General features: G+C 31.8%; 25 protein-coding genes and 1 tRNA gene. 8 read left to right on the top strand and 18 right to left on the bottom strand.

The annotated features are described in order from the left end of the window. The 8 genes from ABWP78_RS06735 to rpe form a co-directional block, all read left to right on the top strand. The coding region (locus tag ABWP78_RS06735) for a KH domain-containing protein (protein ID WP_353170013.1) at nt 1-702 on the top strand (702 nt) is incomplete at its 5' end. 190 nt (nt 703-892) lie between these two features. Beyond that, a complete protein-coding gene (gene crtD / locus ABWP78_RS06740) occupies nt 893-2,365 on the top strand; it encodes a 1-hydroxycarotenoid 3,4-desaturase CrtD (RefSeq protein ID WP_353170014.1) in 1,473 nt (490 codons plus the stop codon). Continuing rightward, nucleotides 2,362-2,988, top strand: a complete 627-nt coding sequence (locus tag ABWP78_RS06745) for a carotenoid biosynthesis protein (protein WP_353170015.1) — start codon at nt 2,362-2,364, stop codon at nt 2,986-2,988. Before crtD ends, ABWP78_RS06745 begins: the two co-directional genes overlap by 4 nt. A 1-nt stretch (nt 2,989) precedes the next feature. Continuing rightward, nucleotides 2,990-3,469, top strand: coding sequence for a sterol desaturase family protein (locus ABWP78_RS06750; protein WP_353170016.1), 480 nt, complete (start codon nt 2,990-2,992; stop codon nt 3,467-3,469). A gap of 108 nt (nt 3,470-3,577) precedes the next feature. After that, entirely contained in the window at nt 3,578-4,513 is a 936-nt protein-coding gene (locus ABWP78_RS06755; protein ID WP_353170017.1) for a class I SAM-dependent methyltransferase, read from the top strand. Between the two features lie 44 nt (nt 4,514-4,557). Beyond that, a complete protein-coding gene (locus ABWP78_RS06760; protein WP_353170018.1) occupies nt 4,558-5,265 on the top strand; it encodes a DUF3291 domain-containing protein in 708 nt (235 codons plus the stop codon). A gap of 142 nt (nt 5,266-5,407) precedes the next feature. Further along, nucleotides 5,408-6,271 (top strand): sigma-70 family RNA polymerase sigma factor, encoded by an 864-nt coding sequence (locus ABWP78_RS06765; RefSeq protein ID WP_026718320.1) that lies wholly within the window; start codon nt 5,408-5,410, stop codon nt 6,269-6,271. A 104-nt stretch (nt 6,272-6,375) separates the two neighbouring features. Beyond that, entirely contained in the window at nt 6,376-7,035 is a 660-nt protein-coding gene (gene rpe / locus ABWP78_RS06770; protein WP_353170019.1) for a ribulose-phosphate 3-epimerase, read from the top strand. Between the two features lie 221 nt (nt 7,036-7,256). Here rpe and ABWP78_RS06775 read toward each other — a convergent pair whose 3' ends face one another. The 18 genes from ABWP78_RS06775 to mraY form a co-directional block, all read right to left on the bottom strand. After that, nucleotides 7,257-7,556, bottom strand: a complete 300-nt coding sequence (locus tag ABWP78_RS06775) for a type II toxin-antitoxin system RelE/ParE family toxin (protein ID WP_353170020.1) — start codon at nt 7,554-7,556, stop codon at nt 7,257-7,259. Then, on the bottom strand, nt 7,549-7,797 hold the full coding sequence (locus ABWP78_RS06780; protein ID WP_353170021.1) for a type II toxin-antitoxin system ParD family antitoxin: 249 nt from the start codon (nt 7,795-7,797) through the stop codon (nt 7,549-7,551). Before ABWP78_RS06780 ends, ABWP78_RS06775 begins: the two co-directional genes overlap by 8 nt. Nucleotides 7,798-8,005: 208 nt before the next feature. Continuing rightward, the gene (locus ABWP78_RS06785; protein WP_353170022.1) at nt 8,006-8,239 is read right to left on the bottom strand and encodes a hypothetical protein; all 234 of its coding nucleotides are present in this window, start codon (nt 8,237-8,239) and stop codon (nt 8,006-8,008) included. Further along, nucleotides 8,236-8,511, bottom strand: coding sequence for a hypothetical protein (locus tag ABWP78_RS06790; RefSeq protein WP_353170023.1), 276 nt, complete (start codon nt 8,509-8,511; stop codon nt 8,236-8,238). Before ABWP78_RS06790 ends, ABWP78_RS06785 begins: the two co-directional genes overlap by 4 nt. A 2-nt stretch (nt 8,512-8,513) precedes the next feature. Continuing rightward, nucleotides 8,514-8,822, bottom strand: a complete 309-nt coding sequence (locus tag ABWP78_RS06795; protein ID WP_353170024.1) for a hypothetical protein — start codon at nt 8,820-8,822, stop codon at nt 8,514-8,516. A 453-nt stretch (nt 8,823-9,275) separates the two neighbouring features. After that, nucleotides 9,276-9,671: a heavy metal-binding domain-containing protein gene (locus tag ABWP78_RS06800; protein WP_291241272.1), complete on the bottom strand. Its 396-nt coding sequence runs from the start codon at nt 9,669-9,671 to the stop codon at nt 9,276-9,278. Between the two features lie 9 nt (nt 9,672-9,680). Further along, nucleotides 9,681-10,349 carry a hypothetical protein gene (locus ABWP78_RS06805; protein WP_353170025.1) on the bottom strand — a complete coding sequence of 223 codons (669 nt, stop codon included), beginning with the start codon at nt 10,347-10,349 and terminating at the stop codon, nt 9,681-9,683. 418 nt (nt 10,350-10,767) lie between these two features. Further along, complete coding sequence (locus tag ABWP78_RS06810; RefSeq protein WP_353170026.1) at nt 10,768-10,917, bottom strand: hypothetical protein; 150 nt, start codon at nt 10,915-10,917, stop codon at nt 10,768-10,770. Nucleotides 10,918-11,612: 695 nt separating this feature from the next. Further along, nucleotides 11,613-11,686, bottom strand: a tRNA-Arg gene (locus ABWP78_RS06815). 235 nt (nt 11,687-11,921) lie between these two features. Then, nucleotides 11,922-12,371 carry a GatB/YqeY domain-containing protein gene (locus tag ABWP78_RS06820; protein WP_353170027.1) on the bottom strand — a complete coding sequence of 150 codons (450 nt, stop codon included), beginning with the start codon at nt 12,369-12,371 and terminating at the stop codon, nt 11,922-11,924. 108 nt (nt 12,372-12,479) lie between these two features. Then, nucleotides 12,480-14,522, bottom strand: coding sequence for a cell division protein FtsZ (gene ftsZ, locus ABWP78_RS06825; protein ID WP_353170028.1), 2,043 nt, complete (start codon nt 14,520-14,522; stop codon nt 12,480-12,482). Nucleotides 14,523-14,564: 42 nt separating this feature from the next. Continuing rightward, complete coding sequence (gene ftsA, locus ABWP78_RS06830; RefSeq protein WP_353170052.1) at nt 14,565-15,932, bottom strand: cell division protein FtsA; 1,368 nt, start codon at nt 15,930-15,932, stop codon at nt 14,565-14,567. 10 nt (nt 15,933-15,942) lie between these two features. Then, entirely contained in the window at nt 15,943-16,665 is a 723-nt protein-coding gene (locus tag ABWP78_RS06835; RefSeq protein ID WP_353170029.1) for a cell division protein FtsQ/DivIB, read from the bottom strand. Continuing rightward, on the bottom strand, nt 16,652-18,001 hold the full coding sequence (gene murC / locus ABWP78_RS06840) for a UDP-N-acetylmuramate--L-alanine ligase (RefSeq protein ID WP_353170030.1): 1,350 nt from the start codon (nt 17,999-18,001) through the stop codon (nt 16,652-16,654). Before murC ends, ABWP78_RS06835 begins: the two co-directional genes overlap by 14 nt. A 26-nt stretch (nt 18,002-18,027) precedes the next feature. Next, on the bottom strand, nt 18,028-19,119 hold the full coding sequence (murG, locus tag ABWP78_RS06845) for an undecaprenyldiphospho-muramoylpentapeptide beta-N-acetylglucosaminyltransferase (protein ID WP_353170031.1): 1,092 nt from the start codon (nt 19,117-19,119) through the stop codon (nt 18,028-18,030). Next, nucleotides 19,119-20,504, bottom strand: a complete 1,386-nt coding sequence (locus ABWP78_RS06850) for an FtsW/RodA/SpoVE family cell cycle protein (protein WP_353170032.1) — start codon at nt 20,502-20,504, stop codon at nt 19,119-19,121. The genes murG and ABWP78_RS06850 overlap by 1 nt, the downstream gene beginning before the upstream one ends. A 31-nt stretch (nt 20,505-20,535) precedes the next feature. Next, nucleotides 20,536-21,870: a UDP-N-acetylmuramoyl-L-alanine--D-glutamate ligase gene (gene murD, locus ABWP78_RS06855; protein ID WP_353170033.1), complete on the bottom strand. Its 1,335-nt coding sequence runs from the start codon at nt 21,868-21,870 to the stop codon at nt 20,536-20,538. A 1-nt stretch (nt 21,871) separates the two neighbouring features. Further along, nucleotides 21,872-23,092 carry a phospho-N-acetylmuramoyl-pentapeptide-transferase gene (gene mraY, locus ABWP78_RS06860; RefSeq protein WP_353170034.1) on the bottom strand — a complete coding sequence of 407 codons (1,221 nt, stop codon included), beginning with the start codon at nt 23,090-23,092 and terminating at the stop codon, nt 21,872-21,874. Nucleotides 23,093-23,166 lie beyond the last annotated feature (74 nt).

The raw sequence follows: 23,166 nt of genomic DNA on the forward strand, positions 1-23,166 counted from the left end.
GTTTTATCTGATATTTTAGGTGATGAAGATCATTTAGGAGATATGGATTTCAAAGTAACTGGAACTTCGGAAGGAATTACAGCTTGTCAAATGGACATCAAAATTGACGGATTGAAATATGAAATCATGGAGCAAGCCTTGGCTCAAGCTCGTGATGGACGTTTACATATCTTAGGTAAATTGATGGAAACATTAGAAAAACCAAATGCTGAAGTTAAAGTTCATGCGCCAAAAATTATCATGAGAACAATTCCTGGTAACTTTATTGGAGCTTTAATTGGACCTGGTGGAAAAGTAATTCAAGAATTACAAAAAGCTACGGGTTGTACTATCGTTATTAACGAAGTTGACGAGCAAGGTGTAGTTGAAATTTTAGGTACAGATCCAGATGGAATTGCTGCAGTATTGGCTAAAATTGATTCTATCATTTTCAAACCACAAATGGGAGAAGCTTACGAAGTAAAAGTAATTAAAATGTTAGATTTTGGTGCGGTTGTAGAATATACTGATGCGCCAGGAAACGAAGTTTTATTACACGTATCTGAATTAGCTTGGGAACGTACTGAAAACGTTACGGATGTAGTAAATATGGGCGATGTATTCCAAGTGAAATACTTAGGACTTGACCCAAAAACTAGAAAAGAAAAAGTGTCAAGAAAAGCACTTTTACCAAGACCTCCAAGAGAAGAGAAAAAAGAATAATTTATTTATTTATAGTTTACCAATAACCCCAATTTATAATCTAAATTGGGGTTATTATCTTTAAACATGTATAAATTTGAAGTTTTTTGTTAGTAATTGGTTTTTTTATTTATAGGAATTTTTTAACTTTTGTTATACTTTTAACCTTTAGTAAAAAATTAATTTTACGTCACTATTTTATTTAAATATAATGACAAAAACCGTTTGTATAATTGGAGCTGGAATTGGTGGTCTTGCATTGGCAATTCGACTGGCTAATCAAGGGTTTAAGGTAACCGTTTTTGAAAAAAATAGTTATCCTGGAGGGAAATTGAGTGAACTAAATATAAATGGATTTCGGTTCGATAAAGGGCCATCTTTATTTACAATGCCTTCGTTAATAGATGAATTAACTAGCTTACAAGAAAGCACTCATCAATTTGAATATCAGAAATTAGATGTCATAACTAATTATTTTTATTCGGATGGAACGCAACTAAAAGCTTCAGCTAATTTAGAAGAATTCGCACAGGAAGTACATTTAAAACTTCACGAAAAAAAAGAAACCGTTTTAAAATACATCAAACGCAACGCTTTTTATTTTAAAACCACAGAAGATTTATTTTTAAAGCAATCGCTTCATCAACTGAAAAATTTTATTAATTTTAAGACGTTAAAAGGGATATTATTTTCTCCATTTTTAGGATTATTCAGTACGATGCACGAAAAAAATTCGCAAACATTTTCCAATCCAAAAACGGTACAGTTATTTAATCGATTTGCGACTTATAATGGTTCAAATCCCTATAAAGCGCCGGCTTTGATGAATATGATTTCGCATTTAGAGTTCAATCTTGGGGCTTATTTACCTAAGAAAGGCATGCATCAAATTACAACACATTTGGTTAATCTCGCTGAAGAAGCAAATGTAACTATCAATTATAATGCAGCTGTTGAAACCCTAGTCGTAGGATCTAATAACCGCATATCTGCAATTAAAAGTAGCGGAGTCAGTTATCCTTTTGATATTGTTGGGAGTGATGTAGATATTCATGTGCTTTACAAGTATTTATTGCCAAAATCTTATACTCCTAAAAAGCTAATTAAACAAGAAAAATCAAGTAGTGCTTATGTTTTTTATTGGGGAATTAATAAAGAATTTGCGGCGTTAGGACTACATAATATTTTGTTTAGTGATGATTATAAAAAAGAATTTGATCATTTGTTTTCAAAACAATTTCCAACTGATGATCCTACGATTTACATCAATATTACATCAAAATATTGCAAAAATGATGCGCCGGAAGGTTGTGAAAACTGGTTTGTAATGGTCAATGTACCGCACAATAAAAACGAAAGTATAGATTATGCAGCAACTATTCGAAAAAATGTTGTTGCTAAAATTAATGCGATGTTGAAAACTGATATTGAAAAATACATCATTTCAGAAAGTACGCTAAGTCCCATTGATATAGAAAACCAAACCTCTTCATACGGCGGATCGCTTTATGGCAATTCGAGCAACAATAAATTTGCAGCATTTTTAAGACATGCTAATTTTTCATCAAGCATTAAAAATTTGTTTCTTGTGGGAGGAAGTGTACATCCAGGAGGAGGTATTCCATTATGTCTTTTTAGTTCAAAAATAGCCAGTCAACTTATAGTAGAACAAGAATTGAAATGAAAGAAACGTACAAATCCTATTTTTTATATTTCTTGATTCTGGTCTATGTTTCAGGATCAATTGGATTTGTAATGAATCCTGCTTTTTTTAGCCCTTTTACACCGTACACCTTATTGCTTACTTGTTTAGTTTTTTTAATTCATACTCCGTTAGCCGATAAAAATTTCATAATAGCCTTTTTTTCTATTGCTTTATTAGGTTTTATTATAGAAGTAATCGGTGTGAAAACGGGATTGATTTTCGGAAAATATTCCTATGGCGATGGATTAGGAATTAAATTACTTGAAGTCCCACTAATCATTTCTATCAATTGGGCAATGCTTATTTGTGCTGGTATTAGAATAGTAAGTAGTATCTTTGCAAACAAAATAACAGTATTGGCTGTAGCTGCTTTATTAGTTACACTAATTGATTTGCTTATAGAACAAGTAGCACCAAAACTCGATTTTTGGCAATTTGAAAGTGGACTACCAGGTATTCATAATTACTTGGGTTGGATTGGAGTTGCTTTTTTTATATCTTACTTTTTTTATCCTATCCTAATTAAAAGTAATCGAACGGTGTCTTTGATTATATTGATTTTACAAATTATATTTTTTACTTCATTATTTATATTTATTTAACATGGAAATACTAATTAATTGTAGCATTGTTTTAGTTACATTTATTCTAACCGAATTTTCGGCTTGGGCAAACCACAAATACATTATGCATGGCTTTATGTGGTATTTTCATGCAGACCATCATAAAAAAGACCATAAAAGTTGGTTTGAACGAAATGATTTGTTTTTTATCATATATGCCGTGCCAAGTTGGCTACTTATTATGTTTGGAATGATGAACCAATATGCGTGGTACACTTGGGTTGGTTTTGGAATCTTGCTTTATGGTTTGGCTTACTTTGTGGTACACGACTTAGTAATTCATCAACGTTTCAAGGTGCTAACTAAAACAAAAAATGTCTATGTTTTAGCGTTGCGTAGAGCACACAAAATGCATCACAAAAATATAGGAAAAGAAGGTGGCGAAAGTTTTGGAATGTTGATTATTAAGAGAAAATATATTCAAGCTGCCTTAAAACAGACTAAAATCGCAAACGCATAAAACAGCAAGCATCTGAATAAATATCTTAGTTTATTGCATAAAGTTTTATATTTTACTTTGGTTTATTCTATGTGTTTTTCATAAGCTGTTCATAAATTAAACTATCGAATGGAAAATATAATTGCTGCCAATTGCCCGATTTGTAAAAAAACCGAAAGTTCTTTTTACCTATCTACAAATGCGCTAATGCATGAGCCAAATAATGAGCTTTATACATTTGATATTTGTACTAATTGCGAAGCTGTATTTTTAACAAATCCAGTATCTCCTGAACAATTAGAGCATTATTATACAGCCAGTTACTTGCCTTATAGAGGAGCCGAAGCCTGGGGAAAGTACAGTTCATTTGTAACCAATAGTCAAAAAAAATTAGATTTAAAACGTGTTACTCTTGTAAAAAAACATCTTAAAAAAAACAATCCTAACCTTAATGTACTTGATGTAGGATGTGGCAATCCAAGTTTTTTGGAAATTTTAGAACAAAAATCAAAAGCAAAATGCACTGGAATTGATTTTTCAGATTCAGGCTGGAAAGATAAAAGTTTTCCCAACTTAGAACTTAAAAAAATCGCAATTGAAGATTATGTTTCTGATAAACAATTTGATGTAATTACACTTTGGCATTATTTAGAACACGATTATAACCCGAGTCAAACCATAGAAGCGCTCTATAATTGTCTTAAATCTGGAGGAAAATTAATTATTGAAGTACCTGATTATACTAGCATTAGCGCAAAAATTCAAAAATCATATTGGCAAGGTTGGCATAGTCCAAGACACATTTCGTTACTAACCAAAAAAAGTTTTGACCTTTTGTTTCAAAAAGACAAATGGGAAATTAAAAAACATTTACGATACGGAACTCTTGATGCGTTTACCCTATGGTGGCTTGGCAGAATGCAAAAAAAAGGAGTTGATTGGTCTGGCAGTATGTCTAAACATTTTTGGTCGCTTGTGTTTTTAAAAGTGGTTACATTTCCAATTTTTGCATTTGAAAAACTAGTTCCAATGGGCGTACAAATAGTTGTGGTTGAAAAAAAATAATCTAAATCAGGATGCTAAATCCTTCTAAAATATAATATAAACTAATGAGCCAAATAACCACTTGTACTTTTTTTAAATTGGAAACTTTTTCCAATAAACTTTGGGCATTTTCGCAAATGCAATTAGGTCATTCACATTTCAAAAATATTGAAGGATTAGTGTTCTACAAACTATTAGGCTCAGGTGCTGAAAATGGTTTTAGTTCAAAACCAAACTTTGGTACGTATGCCTTATTATGCATTTGGGAATCAGAAATAAAGGCTACTGCTTTTTTTGAAAACAATTCATTTTTCAACAATTATAAATCGAGAAGCGCCGAGTCATTCACAGTTTTTGCACACGCAGCGGAAGCGCACGGAATATGGGATGGAAAACAACCCTTTGTTTCGAGTGCCACTTTGGCTTTAGATAAGCCAGTTATGGTTTTAACAAGAGCCAGTATTCGGTTTTCAAAATTGATTTCTTTTTGGAGAAAAGTAGGCCAAGTAAGTAAAAGTTTAGAAGAGTACGATGGATTAGCGCTTTCAATAGGCGTTGGCGAATGGCCTTTAATCCAACAAGCTACTTTAAGCATTTGGAAAACGCAAGCTGAGATGATTGATTATGCCTATAAAAACGAAAAACATAAAGAGGTGGTTCGTCTTACCAGAAAACTAAAATGGTATAAAGAAGAACTATTTGCAAGATTTATTCCTTATAAATTTTTAGGGAAGTGGAATGGTAAAAATGTTGGCAATTTTTTAGAAATTTAATTATTTAATGTCTTAATTTATTGTAATCAATAGATTTAGAAATTGATTTATGAGTTGATGTTTAACTTTTTGTTATTTTTTGTAACTTTTTTATTTTTCTTACGTATAATAAATAGAACTAATAAATTGAGGGGGAAATTCAATGAGACAACTTAAAATAACCAAGCAGGTAACCAATCGTGAAACGGCTTCATTAGATAAATACTTACAAGAAATTGGTAAAGTAGATTTAATTACTGCCGATGAAGAAGTAGAATTAGCACAACGTATTAAAGCCGGCGACCAGCGTGCTTTAGAAAAATTAACGAAAGCGAATTTACGTTTCGTAGTATCGGTTGCCAAACAATATCAAAATCAAGGATTAACGTTACCCGATTTAATTAACGAAGGAAACTTAGGTTTAATTAAAGCCGCACAACGTTTTGATGAAACACGTGGTTTCAAATTCATTTCATATGCAGTATGGTGGATTCGTCAATCGATTTTACAAGCGTTAGCAGAACAATCTCGTATTGTACGTTTGCCTTTGAACAAAATTGGTTCTATCAATAAAATCAACAAAATGTATGCTTTGTTAGAGCAATCTAATGAAAGACCACCTTCTGCTGAGGAAATTGCAAAAGAATTAGATATGACCGTAAATGACGTAAAAGAGTCTATGAAAAACTCTGGTCGTCACTTATCAATGGATGCACCACTTGTAGAAGGAGAAGATTCTAACTTATACGACGTATTACGTTCAGGTGAATCACCAAATCCAGATAGAGAATTAATTCACGAATCACTTCAAACTGAAATTGAACGTGCTTTAGAAACGTTAACTCCAAGAGAAGCAGACGTAGTGCGTTTGTATTTTGGCTTAAGCGACCAGCATCCAATGACGTTAGAAGAAATTGGCGAAACTTTCGATTTAACTCGTGAGCGAGTTCGTCAAATTAAAGAAAAAGCAATTAGAAGATTAAAACATACTTCAAGAAGTAAAATATTAAAAACATATTTAGGATAAATTTAGTCGTAAAGTCTAAAGCCGAAAGTCTTAATGTTAAAACTCCGGAATCACTTTCGGAGTTTTTTTTAAAATATACATTTTTGCACAAACAATATACTTAAATGAAAAACACACTTATAGCTCCTTCGATTTTAGCAGCAGACTTTGCTAATTTACAACGCGACATTGAAATGATTAATGCCAGTGAAGCCGACTGGTTTCATATTGACATTATGGATGGCGTTTTTGTACCGAATATTTCTTTTGGAATGCCCGTTTTGCAAGCTATTTCAAAACACGCTACCAAAACTATAGATGTGCATTTAATGATAGTAGATCCTGACAGATACATAACTACTTTTGCTAAATTAGGAGCGAATGTATTAACAGTTCATTATGAAGCTTGTAATCATTTACACCGAACGCTTCAGGCAATTAAAGCAGAAGGTATGAAAGCTGGAGTTGCTATAAACCCTCATACAAGTGTGAAAGTTTTGGAAGACATTATTCAAGATATTGACTTAGTATGTATTATGAGTGTAAATCCAGGTTTTGGCGGACAAAGTTTCATTGAAAAAACGTATGACAAAGTCAGCCAATTAAAAGAAATGATACAAAGATGCAAAGCCAACACCATTATAGAAATTGATGGTGGTGTAACCAATAAAAACGCAAAACAATTAGCCGACACAGGAGCCGATGTTTTAGTAGCTGGAAGTTATGTTTTTGGTGCACAAGACCCAATCGCAACTATTGCCGATTTGAAACAAATTACAAAATAAGATTAGATAAAATATATGCCACAAAACTTTTGAAGTAAAATATCGACTAGTTTTACTGTTGGGCAACTTATTATTACAGGAATTTTAGTAGCCTTATACACGGTTTTCTGGTAAACGCAACTAAGCAGAAAAACAAAAACCTTTGCTGAATAAATTGGCAAAGGTTTTTTTATTTTTAACTGCCACGCAAAAGGATTCGCTTTCGGCGGTGCAGGTCTTTTTTATTCGTTCAGTCTGTTTTTCAAATCCATTCGTCCGTGTAAAATTCTGATAATTTCAATTTCGTTTTCATTAATTAAATGATAAAAAATGATATGTCTTCCAGAATGTAAACCAAATAAATTTTTGCTTATAGTAATATATTCTTTTCCTATTTCAGGATTTTTTCCGATTTCTTTACAAGAAAATTTCAGCATTTCATAATATTTGTCCGCTTGATTTTCAGACCATTTTTCAAAAGTATACTCCCAAATAGCATTCAAATCGTCAATGGCTTCTTGTTTTAAAATAACATTAGCCATTTTTTCTTTTTGCTGCTTTAAGTTGTTTTAAATTCTCTTCAAAGTCAAAATTTTCAACTCTTGGACTTTCCAACCCTTTTTGAATTGCATTTTTCAAAGCAATAGCTTTACTTTCTTCATCTTCTAAAAGTCGAAGTCCTGCACGAATCACTTCACTTACATTTTTATAGCGTCCCTCTATTACTTGACTGCTCACAAATTGGTCAAAATAATTTCCGAGTGATATTGATGTGTTTTTCATTTTTTTAAACTTTAATCAAAGTTACCAAAAATTGGTAAATGTGCAAATTTTTAGTTTCATTTTTTGGATTTGAGTGTTTTTTTTGCCTTTGTGTGGCGCAAAGTCAGGAGACTTTGCGAAGCGGGGTGACTACATATTTTCTAATTAAGTTAAAAGTTCAATGCGAAACGGCAATTCCACTAAATCCTTACATCTTGTGTAACGGCTGTTAGCCGTTCATTCTTTTTTTTATTCGTTCACTCTTTATTCTTTCTGCTTGTTCAAAAGCTTCAATTCTTGCTTGTTCAATTGATAATGAATTTTGTCGCAATTGCATTTTTGCTACTTCTTCAAATACTTTTCTTCTATTTTCAGACCATTCTTCACTAATTAATATTTTTTGCTTTTCAAATATTTTTTCAACCAGTATTTCATTATTTTCTTTTAAATTTTCGTTTTTCATTTTAAAGAATTTTCTAAAAGTAACTTTAAACCATTTTCAATCGAATTTATTACATTTTGCTTGTTTTCTGCCAAGTAAAAAGTTTTATAACTATCAATTATTTCCGATAATTCCAATCCACTATCTTTCGCCTTTTTCAAGATTTCAAGTTTTTCATCAATATTAGTTTTGTCATATTCACTTGAAAAAGGATCAAATACAGTTCTTAAAGTTCTATGTTTCCATAAACTTCCTTTACCAAAAATTGCGTCTAATTTTTCTTGATAATGCATAATTATATTTTGTTGAATTCTCTAAATTCTTCTAAAATTGGAATTTTTCCTATGTTTCTTTTTCGAAAATCTTGTTGATACCAAAAATATTCTTCATAAGTTTTGATTTTACTCCAAGCTGGTAAATTTTTATTAAAAAATCTTTCTTGAATGATACTATCAATTGGAATGTGGAAAAATTTAGAGTTGATTTCAATTTTCGGTATTTTACTCTCTCCAAACAAAAGCCAATATTTCAAAGACATATTTATCCATTTTTGAGCTTGTCCGAAAGTAAGTTCGTTCCATTCAGATATTAATTCACTACACATTTTTTTGTGCAACTTATCAAATTCAGTTTGTGTCAAATTTGAATTTTTTATAAGTTCAATTAATTTTGTTCTCAAAAAAAGTTCAGTTTTAGCTCTTTTAGCATTTCGTTCTTCTGTTTTGCAGTTTTCAGGCAAGACTAATGTTCTACTAAAATCTAAATATGCTCTTTTAATTCCAGCAATTTCAAAATCTTTATCCGTTTTAAAATAAAGTCTGATTAGAAAATTTTCTCTTTCTTGTTCCGTTAGAATTGATTTAATTTAATATGTTTTGTTTTTAGAATGACGGCAACCCCCTGGCTGCAGTGCGAATCCTTTCGGTGGGTTAACTTGTGGCTATATATTATTTTATTTGATAAAACATTTAAAAATTTAATTTCTAAATATTTGTTAATATTTTGTTTGTATAACCACGCGAAAGGATTCGCGTGGGAGCAGGGGCTGGTTATAATTTCACTCTACAGTTTTAACTACTGTACCATACATTTGAAAGTAAAAATATGCAAAACCGTTTGTGTCAAGGTCAATATCTTGACGCATATTGATTATAGCATTACCACCTAGCATACGAGCTCGTTCTTTCATCTCCTCAACGGCAACAAAAAATGCTTTTTCAAAATCATTTTGCCCTACAGACCATTCTCCCCAAAGAAAACCCCAGTCAGCTCGTTCTCCTGAAATAGAACCTGATTTTTTCTGATCGTCAATTTGAGCTTTGTATTTTTTTACTAGTGTACCTAAAGCACTACCAAACATACCCTTATTTGAAACTTGAAAAAACACAGGGCCAATTATTTCATAATTAGTTTTTAAATCTCCTGTAGTAACAGTAACGTCAATTTTATTCATAGTATTAGTTTATTTTGTTTTAGATGCACTAGTGAAATTTTTGTTTTCGCTATTATAGAATTCAAGGTCACCACTTAAATTTAGTATAAAGTATTCTCCATTAAATCCACCTTCTTTATAGAAATACTTAACTCCATTTTGAACTTTGAGGTCTGTTAACTCTTCTTCAGAAGTTTGACCATTTTTAAATGTTGATTTTAAAAATGTTCTGTTTTCTTTAATGTAGATAATGTAATTAGAAGAAGTATATTGCTCTTCTATCCATTTACCAATTACTTCACCGTCAATTTGTTCGCTTGAAATTTTGTTTGAATTTTCATCCTCTTTTGAAGTTGAACCAATTATTTGTATATCTAATTCTGGGTCAAAATGGCTCGTTGCCCAAGTACTTGAGCCATTCTTCATTCCCGAAAGTATATAGAAAATGTAAAACCTTCGCTGATTGTTTTTTGATTTAAGAAGTTCTTCGGCAAGTGTAGCTATTTGCCCCTCTGTCAATTTTTGTTTGATTTCAAGTGTTAATTGATTTTTTTCAAGAGCATCACTACTTTTGTCTTCAATTATGTTATAAGAAAAGTTGTCGGGTAAAGGCTCTTTTTGATACTTGCCGATTTTTCCGCCATCGCAAGAAACTAAAAGAAAAAGTGTTGTAAAGATTGTAAAGATTAAATTTTTCATTTTTCTATTTTTTAAATTATTTTTTCTGAGTTTTATCTGATAAAATTACCTCCAACGTTCTTAAACTTTGAGTGTGAATAATTTTATAATGTTATATTTTGATTTGTGTAGCTCAAAGCCAGGAGACTTTGCGCAGCGGGTTAATTAATTAAAGATTTTCTGTAACACTAATTAAATTATAGTTTTTGTCACTAACAACTTTTGAACTACCTATAATTAAAGCATTAAATTTGTTTTTCGCTCTGTATTCTATTTTGAATTCTATTTGATTTTCTGGCAATTTTAATTTTTCTGTCGCCTTCAAATAGCTATTCTGATTTAATATTTCTTCTTTATTATTTGCTTTCTCTGCTTTTTTAAGTTGATTTTTAATGTCTGCAATTCTTTGTTTTATGACTTCTCCACCAAAATTATCTTCTTAAAAACTAACAAATTCATAACTTGAAGGATTGTTGAGTCTTGAAATGACTTCTTTTTCGGCATCTTCTTGTAACTTTTCAATCGGTTTTTTTGGTTCGCAACTAATTATTACAAATAAGGTAAATACAATTAGGATAATTTTCTTCATAGTGAAATTTTTATTTATTATTGCTTTTTTTCAGATTTTTAAAAATTATTTGTTTTAGAGATATCAATTTTAAGGTTTTCCACATTATTTTAGAAGTTCGGCGGTAAACTGGCTAACTCATTTATATTTATGCCAAAACCATACTTATTTAACCAATTCTGTTTGTATCTACTATCCATTTATATTTTAAAACCATACAGTATTATTTAGCAATATTTTATAAATCTAACTACTCTCTTTTAAACTAAGTAATCGATAATTAATATTCCCTATCGAATAGTCGCATTATTTTCATATTGCACGAAAACCGAATGTTTAACAAATTAATTTTTAAGTTTTTTTGCTCTTCCCAAAGTTAAATATAAAAAATCACTTTTATCTGTAGAATGATTTCTACAAAAGAGGTGTAGGGTTTTAGGTAAAGGGTAAAAGGAAAAAGGGTAAAAGGAAAAAGGGTGAAGGGAAAAGGGAAAAAGGAAAAAGGAAAAAGTGAAAAGGAAAAAGTGAAAAGTGAAAAGTAGAGAATCTAAAATTCAAAAGATATTAGTGAGTTTGTTTCTTAATTTGAAGAGCAAAATACATTTAAGAAATCTTATAATTATATTTTTTTAAGGATATAACCTTAATTTTATTTTTTTATTTCAGGGTATAACCTTAAAAAACCTTTGCCAATTATTTTGACAAAGGTTTTTTTGTGACCTCGGCAGGGTTCGAACCTGCAACCAACGGAGCCGAAATCCGTCATTCTATCCAGTTGAACTACGAAGCCGATTGTTTTTAGATTTTTAGATTGTTAGATCTTTAGACTGGTTAGATTTTTGGATTTTTAGACTTCTTAGAGTATGGTCTTTTAGAAATTTAGATAAAAACAAAGTCATCTAATCTGTTTAAGAAATCTAACTTTTCTAACCTATCTAACTTGTCTAACCTTTCTAACTTGTCTAACCTTTCTAACTTGTCTAACCTTTCTAACTTGTCTAACTTGTCTAAGAAGTCTAATCTATCTAAACCAATAATTTCTTAACAATCGTAGAAATGGTTTTTCCTTCTGCTTGTCCGCCAATTTGTGCTGCGGCTAAGCCCATAACTTTTCCCATAGCAGCAATACCTGACGCACCGGTTTCTTCAATAATTTTAGCTACGATAGCTTCTACTTCTGCTTCTGATAATTGTGCAGGTAAAAACTTTTCGATAACTGCAATTTGCGCCAATTCTGGTTCGGCTAAATCGGCACGGTTTTGTGCTGTAAAAATTTCGTAACTGTCTTTACGCATTTTTACTAATTTTTGTAAAATTTTAATTTCATCTACTTCTGAAATTTCTTCTTTAGAACCTGAGGCGGTTTGCGCTATTAATATTTCTGATTTAATAGCACGTAACGCTTCAAGAGCCACTGTGTCTTTGGCTCTCATAGCGTCTTTCATGCTATCCATAATTTGTGTTGCTAAGCTCATATATTTTTATTTTAAGTAGTAAATTATTTATTATGCGAAAGTAATAAAAAAATCCCGACTCGTTTATAACTTGTCGGGATTTAATAGTATTTGGTTGGTTATTTTAGATTAATCTACATTATCGTGTAAAAACGAATTGTTTGAACGCAATTGCACGTCGTCATTACTATCCATTCCTAAAGACATACGCGATGGCGGGTTTTGGTTTGGCATACTTGTAACGTCTAATCCTAAACGACGAAAAGCAGGTTCTTTTTCTAAATCGTCAATTCGGTTTGGATTGTTGAATTTATGATTGAAGTTTTTCAATTTGCTTTTACGTTCTTCTGCTCTTGATTTTAAAATTTCTTCAATTGACATTTCTACTGGAGAAACACCATCAAAGCTAAAATTAGGATCAAAACTAATAGGTGCCGCAACTGGCTCTTTTTGTTTGATAGTGAAATTAATTTCTTCATCAATTGGCTCTGCTGCTACTTGAATACTTGCAGCTGGCTGAATTGCTTCTTCAATTTCTTCTTCTAATGTATATTTTATTATTCCTTCTTCTCCAAGTTCGGTAACTGGAAAAAACTGAACCGCTTCGTTTACTTTGATATCTTTAGTTTCTTCGCTTAATTCGAATACCACTGTGTTTTGTGTTGTTTCTGCTTTGGTATCAAACAAATCTAAAGAAAAGTTGAAATCATCCATACCTACAACAAATTCAGGATCTATTACTTCAATTTCTCTTACCGAGTTTGAAATGATTTCAAATTCTTGTACCGGTTGAACGGCTTCAACTACGGGTTGTACCACTGGAGCTGCTGTATTGTAAACAGGTGTAGCCACAACTGGTGTTTGAAATTCTGCTGATACATTTTCAAAAAACACATCTAAATTTTTAATATAATCTGTTGTTGGAATTAAATCTGAAACCGGAGCTTGTACAATTTGTGGTTGTTCCACTTCTAAATCATTTAATTCAAAAACAATTTTAGCAACGGGTTCAGTTACTACTTCCTTTGGTGTTTCTGCTTCAAAAGTTACATTAGTAGCAATTGGCTCTTGAAAAGAAAAGTTAGGAGTAGAAACAGCATTTGGTGTTAAATTATGTTCTACTTTTTGCTCCCCATCTAAAGAATGAATAATCTTTTTTGGTTCTGCATTTACGATTTCTATTTGTTGTTCGATATTAAATCCTGTAGCAATAACGGTTACTGAAATAGAGTCGCCTAATTTTTCATCTTCACCAATTCCCATGATGATGTTTGCATTATGCCCTGCTTCGTTTTGTATGTATTCGTTAATTTCACTAATTTCATCGATAGTAATTTCATCAGAACCAAATGTGATAAGCAACAACACATTTTTAGCACCTGTAATTTTATTATCGTTTAATAATGGAGAATCTAATGCAGATTGAATCGCAATTCTTGCTCTATCCGCACCTGAAGCAACATAAGATCCCATTATGGCTGTTCCGCTATCACTTAAAACTGTTTTAGCGTCTTTTAAATCAATATTCATGGTTAAGTGATTGGTAATCACTTCTGCAATACCTTTTGAAGCTGTAGCTAACACTTCATCGGCTTTAGAGAAACCTGCTTTAAAACCAAGATTTCCGTATACTTCTCTTAATTTGTTATTATTGATAACAATTAATGAATCTACTTGTTTTCTTAATCTTTCCACACCTTCCATAGCTTGGTCGTAGCGATTTTTACCTTCAAACTGAAAAGGAATGGTAATAATTCCTACGGTTAAAATCCCTCTTTCTTTTGCCAATTGAGCAATTACTGGCGCTGCACCTGTGCCGGTACCACCACCCATACCAGCTGTAATAAATACCATTTTAGTATTTACGTCTAGCATTTTTTCAATTTCTTCAATGCTTTCTAAAGCGGCTTGTTGACCGATTTCTGGCTTTGCTCCTGCTCCTAAACCTTCTGTTAGATTTACACCTAATTGAATTTTATTTGGCACTGGACTTGTTTGTAAGGCCTGAGAATCTGTGTTACACACCACGAAATCAACTCCAATGATTCCTTGTTTGAACATGTGGTTGATGGCATTACTCCCTCCGCCACCTACTCCGATTACTTTTATTACGTTTGATTGATTTTTTGGCAAATCAAATGTAATGTTTCCAAATTCGTTGTTGCTTTCCATATATTTGGCTTTGTTTTTTTGTGTTATTTGCTACTTATAACTTTATTCTACATTATCTAAAAACTCTTTAATTTTACCTAAAAGGTTATTAAAGTCGTATTTCTTTTTTCTTTCTGTTGGTTCGTTTTCAACTGGTGTTGAAGCAGGTTCTTCATTTGCTACATTAGTTTCATCTACATCTACTAGTTGTGGTGCAGCTACTACTGGTTCTGGAATTTTCATTTCTACAAACGGAGTAGCACTATTGGTTTGGTTACGTAAACTTTCCATAACTAAACCTACAGATGTAGCATATAAAGGGCTTGATAATTCTTCGCTTGAATTACCAGCTAAATGCTCATTTGGATATCCAATTCTGGTGTCCATACCGGTAATATATTCTACTAATTGTTTAATATGTTGTAGTTGCGAACCACCACCTGTTAACACAATCCCTGCAATTAATTTTTTCTTTGGCTCGTCATGACCGTATAATTTGATTTCAGCATATACTTGTTCAATAATTTCCACTACTCTAGCATGAATAATTTTTGACAAGTTTTTTAATGAAATTTCTTTTGGTTCACGACCTCTTAATCCAGGAATAGAAACAATTTCGTTGTCTTTATTTTCTCCTGGCCAAGCCGATCCGAAACGTGTTTTTAATAATTCGGCTTGTTTTTCGATAATAGAACAGCCCTCTTTGATATCTTCTGTAATTACATTTCCACCGAAAGGAATTACAGCTGTATGACGAATTACGCCGTTTTTAAATACTGCTAAATCTGTTGTACCACCACCAATATCGATAAGTGCTACACCTGCTTCTTTTTCTTCTTCACTTAAAACCGCATCTGCTGAAGCTAAAGGTTCTAAGGTTAAACCCGTTAATTCTAAACCTGCGTTTTTAACACAACGTCCTAAATTTCTTATTGAAGCCGCTTGTCCTACCACGATATGAAAGCTTGATTCTACTCGAGCACCATACATTCCAATAGGCTCTAAAATTTCAGATTGTCCGTCAATTTTAAATTCTTGTGGTAAGGCATGAATAATTTCTTCACCTGGAAGCATGGATAAATTTTGAACTTGACACGTTAATAGTTCAATATCATTTTCTCCAATTACTTCTTCAGGGTTTTTTCTACTGATATAATCGCTATGTTGTATGCTACGAATGTGTTGTCCAGCAATTCCAACCACTACATCATTAATTCGATATCCTGAATTATTTTCTGCTTCCAAAATAGCTGCTTGAATAGACTGAATGGTTTGGGTGATGTTATTGACTACACCGCGATGTACCCCTAAACTTTTAGATTTTCCTACTCCTAGGATTTCTAGCTTACCGTACTCATTTTTCTTGCCGATCATAGCTACAATCTTAGTTGTACCTATATCCAAACCTACTGCAATACTTTCTTTGTTCATCATCTATTCATTATTTTGAACACACTACCTGTTGTGTGAAAATTAAATTTATTGATTTGTACTTGTCAATTATAGAATCTTTCGAAGCGAATTGATAAAACGCTTTATAATTTTTAAATTTCTTTTCGATTAAAATGGGTTTTCCAAAATTGATATCGTAATCGTGTTCTCTTGTTAGCATGTTCATGCTTCCGTTTTTTTGAACTGTGATTGCAATGATATGTTTTTTTAAAAAATCATCTTTCTCAATGGTCTTAAATGTCTCTATGAAACCTTTTTTAAATTCGCCTTCAATATTTCCTTGAACAATAGGAACTCTTGACGAAAAATTATCCGACAATTGAAAAATACTGCCATTTTTATCAACATACAAAACGCGATTTTCATTAACAACTCTTGCGACTGGGGACTTCTGCAAAATTTTAGTTATTAACATACCGTCTTCTGAAATAAACACTTCAGCATTTTCGATAAATGATTGCTTTTTTAAGGCACTTTCCAATTCTTTCAAATCTACTTTATCTTTTTCAATTGAGGAAGTACCTCCCAAATTTTGTATTAACAAGTTATTAACCATCTCATTTGTTAAAAACATTTTGTTATTACCCTGAAAATCAACTTGTATTTTACTAATTTTTCTGTTTTTGCTTCTACTTTGTGTAAAAGAAAACAGAAAAATTAGTACAAAAAGCATCAATACTAATCGAATATTTTGCCAATTAATTTTTTTCATTTAGTACTTTTTTAATATCCTTAACCATTTCACCAATATCTCCTGCACCTATCGTAATATATACTTCTGCAGCGGAATTTTTAAAGCATGTTAATAACTTTTCTTTGGTTACTAACTGTTTCTTTTTTGACGTAATTTTATCTAATAACCAACTTGAATTTACGCCATCAATAGGCAATTCTCTAGCTGGATAAATTTCCAATAACAGTATTTCATCAAACTGCGACAAACTTTCTGCAAAATTTTCAACAAAATCTTTTGTTCTACTATACAAATGAGGTTGAAAACAAGCTATTATTTTTTTGTTTGGATATAATTCTCTTACGGCTTGGTGTACTGCATTTATCTCTGTTGGATGATGAGCGTAATCATCAATATATACTAATTTTTCGTTTCTAATTTGAAATGAAAAACGACGTCTTACGCCTTGAAATGTTGCTAATGCCCTACTGATTTTTATATTTTCTACACCATACGACTTTGCCATAGCAAAAGCCAGTAAAGCATTTGTTAAATTGTGATGACCTGGTAAGCCAAATTTTATATTTTCAATTAATTCAGTATCGGTTTTTACATCAAAAACATAAAAACCATTTTCAATTCTGATATTTTGAGCAACGAAATCAGCGTCTACATTTACAGCAACTGTCTTTCCTTCTAAAGGCAATCCTTTGACAATAAATAAATTATCAGAAGGTACTTTATTTGCAAATTCTTTAAAAGATGCTTCAATAGCAGCGACATCTCCGTAAATATCTAAATGATCGGCATCTATAGAAGTAATGCAAGATAAATTGGGATGTAAATGTAAAAACGAACGGTCAAATTCATCAGCTTCTACTACTGTAACTGTTTTTCCTGTACCGATTAAATTAGAATCGTAACCTTCAACAATTCCGCCTAAAAAAGCAGTAACATCTACACCACTTTCATACAAAATATGTCCTAAAATACTTGATGTTGTTGTTTTTCCGTGTGTTCCAGCAACAGCAAAACAAAACGTATCTTTTGTGATGATTCCTAAAACTTCAGCCCGTTTTTTTACCGTAAATCCATTATCTAAAAAGAAGTTCCATTCGGTATGATTTTTCGGAACTGCTGGCGTAATAACCACTAATGTGTTTTCAGTATTTTTAAAACGTTCTGCAATTAAATTTATATTGTCTTCAAAATGAATTTTAATACCATTTTCTTGTAACTCGGATGTTAATTGTGTTTCTGTTTTATCATAACCCGCCACATTTTTTCCAAGGAACTGAAAATAGCGTGCCAAAGCACTCATTCCGATACCACCGATACCAATAAAATAGACGTTATGTATTTGGTTTAAATTCATTATTTGTTTTTGTAATGCAATTGTGCTTAATTTTTTAATACTTTTTTTATTTCTTCCACTATGGCTTTAGTGGCGTTTGGTTTTGCTAATTGTTTGATATTTTCTGTTAGGTTTTGCAATTTCCCTTGATCTTTAACTACCGCTTCGAATACAATTTTAAATTCGGAATCTAAATTTGATTCTTTAATTAAAATGGCGGCACCTCTTTCTACAATTGCTTTAGCATTTTTAGTTTGATGGTCTTCAGAAACATTAGGCGATGGAATAAAAATGGTTGGTTTCCCAACGATACATAACTCGGAAACTGAAGACGCCCCAGAACGAGAAATTACCACATCAGCTGCTGCATATACCAAATCCATTCTGTCAATAAATGCAGTTACTTGCATGTTTTCTTTTTCGTTATGTTTTGAATATTCATTTAAATAATGCTTTCCGCATTGCCAAATAATTTGAAAATCTAAACTCAATAAAAAATCTAATTCTTTTTCAATTAGTTGATTTATTCTTCTTGCGCCTAAACTTCCTCCTAAAATTAAAAGTGTTTCTTTAGAGGCGTCTAATTTAAAATGAGCAATTGCTTCTTCTTTTTTACTGGCCACTTCCATTAGATCCTGACGAACTGGATTTCCAGTAAAATGTAATTTATCTTTTGGAAAAAAGCGTTCTAAATTTTCATATGCAACACAAATAGAATTGGCTTTTTTGGCTAATAATTTATTTGTAATTCCAGGATACGAATTTTGTTCTTGAATTACCGTTGGAATATGCATTAAAGTTGCCGCCTTAAGAACTGCTCCACTTGCAAAACCACCTGTTCCAATTACCACATTAGGTTTAAACTTTCTTAAAATAAAATACGAGTTAATTAAACTTGAAGCTAATTTTACAGGAAACATTGCATTTTGTAACGTAAGTTTTCGTTGTAAACCTGCAATCCAAAGTCCTTTAATTTCATAACCCGCTTGAGGCACTTTCTGCATTTCCATTTTATCCTTTGCGCCCACAAATAAAAATTTAGCGTCTGGAAATTGTATTTTCAATTCGTTCGCAATAGCAATAGCTGGATAAATATGTCCACCTGTTCCACCGCCGCTAATGATAAATCTTTTTTCCATTACTTTTTATTTATAACCGCATTCATTGGATTTTGTCCGTTTACTAAGCTATCTCCTTTATTATCTAATTCGTTTTCTTGTTTTAAAGATTCACGAATAGAATACTTAATATCATTTATTTTATGCTCGTCTTGCGAAAGTGTTTCTTCTGAATTTTCAGCTTTCATTACCACAACTTCTCTTTCGATTAAACGCTGTAAAGCAGCTTCTTTATCTTGAAAATCTTTTAAATCAGCCGCAATTTCATCTTCTCTTTTGGTGACACTTAATATTATTCCTAACGACAAACACGTCATCCAAATAGAAGTTCCACCACTACTAATTAGAGGCAATGGCTGACCGGTAACTGGTAATAATTCAACCGCTACACCCATATTAATTAAGGCTTGAATTATAATTGGAAAACCAAGTCCGATGATTAATAATTTTCCAAACAAATTAGTTATTTTATTGGCTCGAATTAAAAATCTAAAAAACAACAGCATATAAAAAAACACTAAAACATACCCGCCAATTAAACCGTATTCTTCAATAATAATGGCGAAAATAAAATCGGAAGACGATTGTGGCAAAAAATTCTTTTGAATACTTTTTCCTGGTCCTACACCATTAATTTTTCCAACGGCAATGGCTATTTTTGCATTTTCAATCTGATATTTATCTTCATCTGGTTTATCTGAGGTGAAATTTTCAATTCTACTCACCCAAGTATTTACACGACTAAAGGTTTTATGTTTTGGAAAAGCTTGTGCTAATACGAAAAAAAGCGCCAGTAATGCCACTCCAGAGGCCAACACAATTCCTAAATATCTTAAGGGATACTGGCCAATGTATAACAACATAAAAACCATAGCAAACATTAAGGCTGCTGTAGAAAAATTTGATGGCAAAATGAATATTAAAACTGCACCAACTGGTAACCATATTTGAATAACCGAGTCTTTAAACGTGTATTTGGTTTCGTTAATTTTGGTAAGCGTTCTAGCTACATATACCATTAAAATTGTAAAGGCAAGTGTTGAGGGTTGAAACGAAAAATTAATGAAAGGGATTTCCAACCAACGACTAGCATTCGCGCCACCAATTGTTTTTCCTTGTAATAATGTAAAAAGTAACGCTGGAATAATTATCCAAATCGCAAAAATGGAATATTTTTTAAACTTTTCGAAATGCAATTTATGTATTAAAAATACTATAACTACTCCTACAATAACATGTAAAAAATGCTTTAGTAACAATACTAATGTTGAGCCTTTTCCATTACCAACTGTATATACCAAGTTTGTACTCGCACTATATACAGGTAAAAAAGATACCAAGGCAAGTAAAATTATTACTGCCCAAATGGTTTTATCTCCTTTAAGTTGGTTAATGATTTTGTTCATTTCTTATTAGTTACTTTGATTAAAAAATCAATTATAAATTTTGTACCGCTAATTTAAATTTACGACCTCTGTCTTCGTAGTTTTCAAACAAATCAAAACTAGCACAAGCTGGAGAAAGCAAAACGGTGTCTCCTTTTTCAGCCATTTTATTAGCTATTTTTACTGCTTCAGACATCGAAGTTGTTTCCATAAACATTTCTACTAAACCTTCAAACTTATCGGCTAGTTTTTTATTATCAATTCCTAAGCAAATGATCCCTTTTACTTTTTCGCGAACTAAAGCCATTAATTCATCATAATCATTTCCCTTATCTACACCACCAACAATCCAAACTGTTGGCGTATTTATACTATCTAAAGCAAAGAATGTAGCATTTACATTTGTGGCTTTAGAATCATTAATGTATTGTACATTATTAATTTTCAATACTTTTTCTAATCTATGCTCTGCACCCTGAAAATTAGATAAACTTTCTCTAATAGTAGCTTTTCTAATGTTCATTAATTGCGCAACGGTTGTTGCTGCCATAGCGTTTTTTACGTTATGTTTTCCTTCTAAAGCTAGTTGATGTATTGGCATAATAAAATGATTTTCGTTAAGGTTGATATTTATTTCGTTGTTATCGGTTATGCTTCCGCCTTTGTTTAATTTTTTTGAAATTGAAAAAGGCACTTTGTTTGCTTTTGTATGATGTGAGGCAAACCAATTTGAAATGGCATTATCATCATCATCGTATATTAAATAATCTGTTTCTGTTTGATTCATTGTTATTCTGAACTTTGAATCGATATATAAATTGTAATCGTAATTGTACCTGTCCAAATGATCTGGACTAATATTCAAAATAATTGCTATATCTGGCTTGTAATTAAAAATTCCATCTAATTGAAAACTACTTAATTCTAACACATAGCAATCGTGTTTGTTTTCGGCCACTTGCCAGGCAAAACTTTTACCAATATTACCTGCTAATCCAACATTTAAACCACCTTGTTTAAGTATATGATAGGTTAACAAAGTCGTAGTAGTTTTACCATTACTACCTGTAATTCCGATTGTTTTTGCTGTGGTAAAAGGCGCTGCAAATTCAATTTCTGAAATTACTGGAATTTTCTTTTCTAGTAACTTTATAACTATTGGCGCTTTATCTGGAATTCCAGGACTTTTCATAACCACATCAGCATTCAGAATTAAATCTTCTGTGTGCTTTTCGTCTTCCCAAGCAATTGCATTAATACTAAGAACTTCTTTATAATTTTCTTTTATTTTTCCAAAGTCGGACACAAAAACATCATATCCTTTTTTCTTTCCCAGAATTGCCGTTCCAACTCCGCTTTCTCCACCGCCTAATATTACTAATCGCATTTTATCTTAATTTTAAAGATACTAATGAGAAAATTGCTAAAATGATAGCCACAATCCAAAAACGAGTTACAATTTTACTTTCGTGATATCCCTTTTTCTGATAATGATGATGCAATGGTGACATTAAGAAAATACGACGTCCTTCGCCAAATTTCTTTTTGGTATATTTGAAATAGGCTACTTGTAACACTACTGAAAAGTTTTCGGCTAAGAAAATGCCACATAAAACAGGAATCATTAATTCTTTTCTAACTGCAATTGCAATTACAGCTATAATTCCTCCGATAGTTAAACTTCCTGTGTCGCCCATAAATACGCTAGCTGGATAGGTGTTGTACCATAAAAATCCAATAAGTGCTCCTACAAATGCAGCTATATAAATTGTCATTTCACCCGAATTTGGGATGTACATAATATTTAAATAGTTAGAGAAAATGATGTTACCCGATACAAATGTGAAAATACCTAAAACCAATACTGAAATGGCGGAAGTACCTGCAGCTAAACCATCAATTCCGTCCGTTAAATTTGCACCATTTGAAACGGCTGTTATAATAAAAATTACTACAGGAATAAAAATTATCCAAGCCCAATTTTGATAATCATCACCCATAAAAGATACTAATTCCGCATAATCAAACGTGTTGTTTTTTACAAATGGAATGGTAGTTTCCATTGATTTCACCTCTGGTGAAGTAGATTTAATTACAGTTTCTATTCCTTGCTTTTTAAGCACTACGTCTTCTTTTATTGTTACATTTGGATGAAAATACAATGTTACTCCAACAATAATTCCAAGTCCAATTTGTCCAATAACTTTAAATTTTCCTTTTAACCCTTCTTTGTCTTTTTTGAAAACTTTAATATAATCGTCTAAGAAACCAATACTTCCCATCCATATGGTAGTCACTAAAAGTAAAATGATATAAATATTATCTAATTTTGCCAATAGTAATACGGGAACTAACGTAGCCAAAATAATAATTAATCCACCCATTGTTGGGGTTCCTGCTTTTTGTACTTGACCATCTAAACCTAATTCGCGAACAGTTTCACCTACTTGTTTGTTTCGTAAATAGTTGATAATTCTTTTTCCATATACGGTAGAAATTAACAACGATAAAATCACCGCAATTCCAGAACGGAATGTGATATATTGAAACAAACCTGCACCAGGCAAATTATACGCTTCGTCTAAGTATTTAAAGATGTAGTATAACATAATTTTGGGTTTAAAAGGTTAAAAGTTTATGAGTTTAAAAGGTTTTGGCAGTTTATCCGCACCAATTACACTCC

It is taken from the genome of Flavobacterium sp. (assembly GCF_040402955.1).
Taxonomy (GTDB): Bacteria; Bacteroidota; Bacteroidia; order Flavobacteriales; family Flavobacteriaceae; genus Flavobacterium.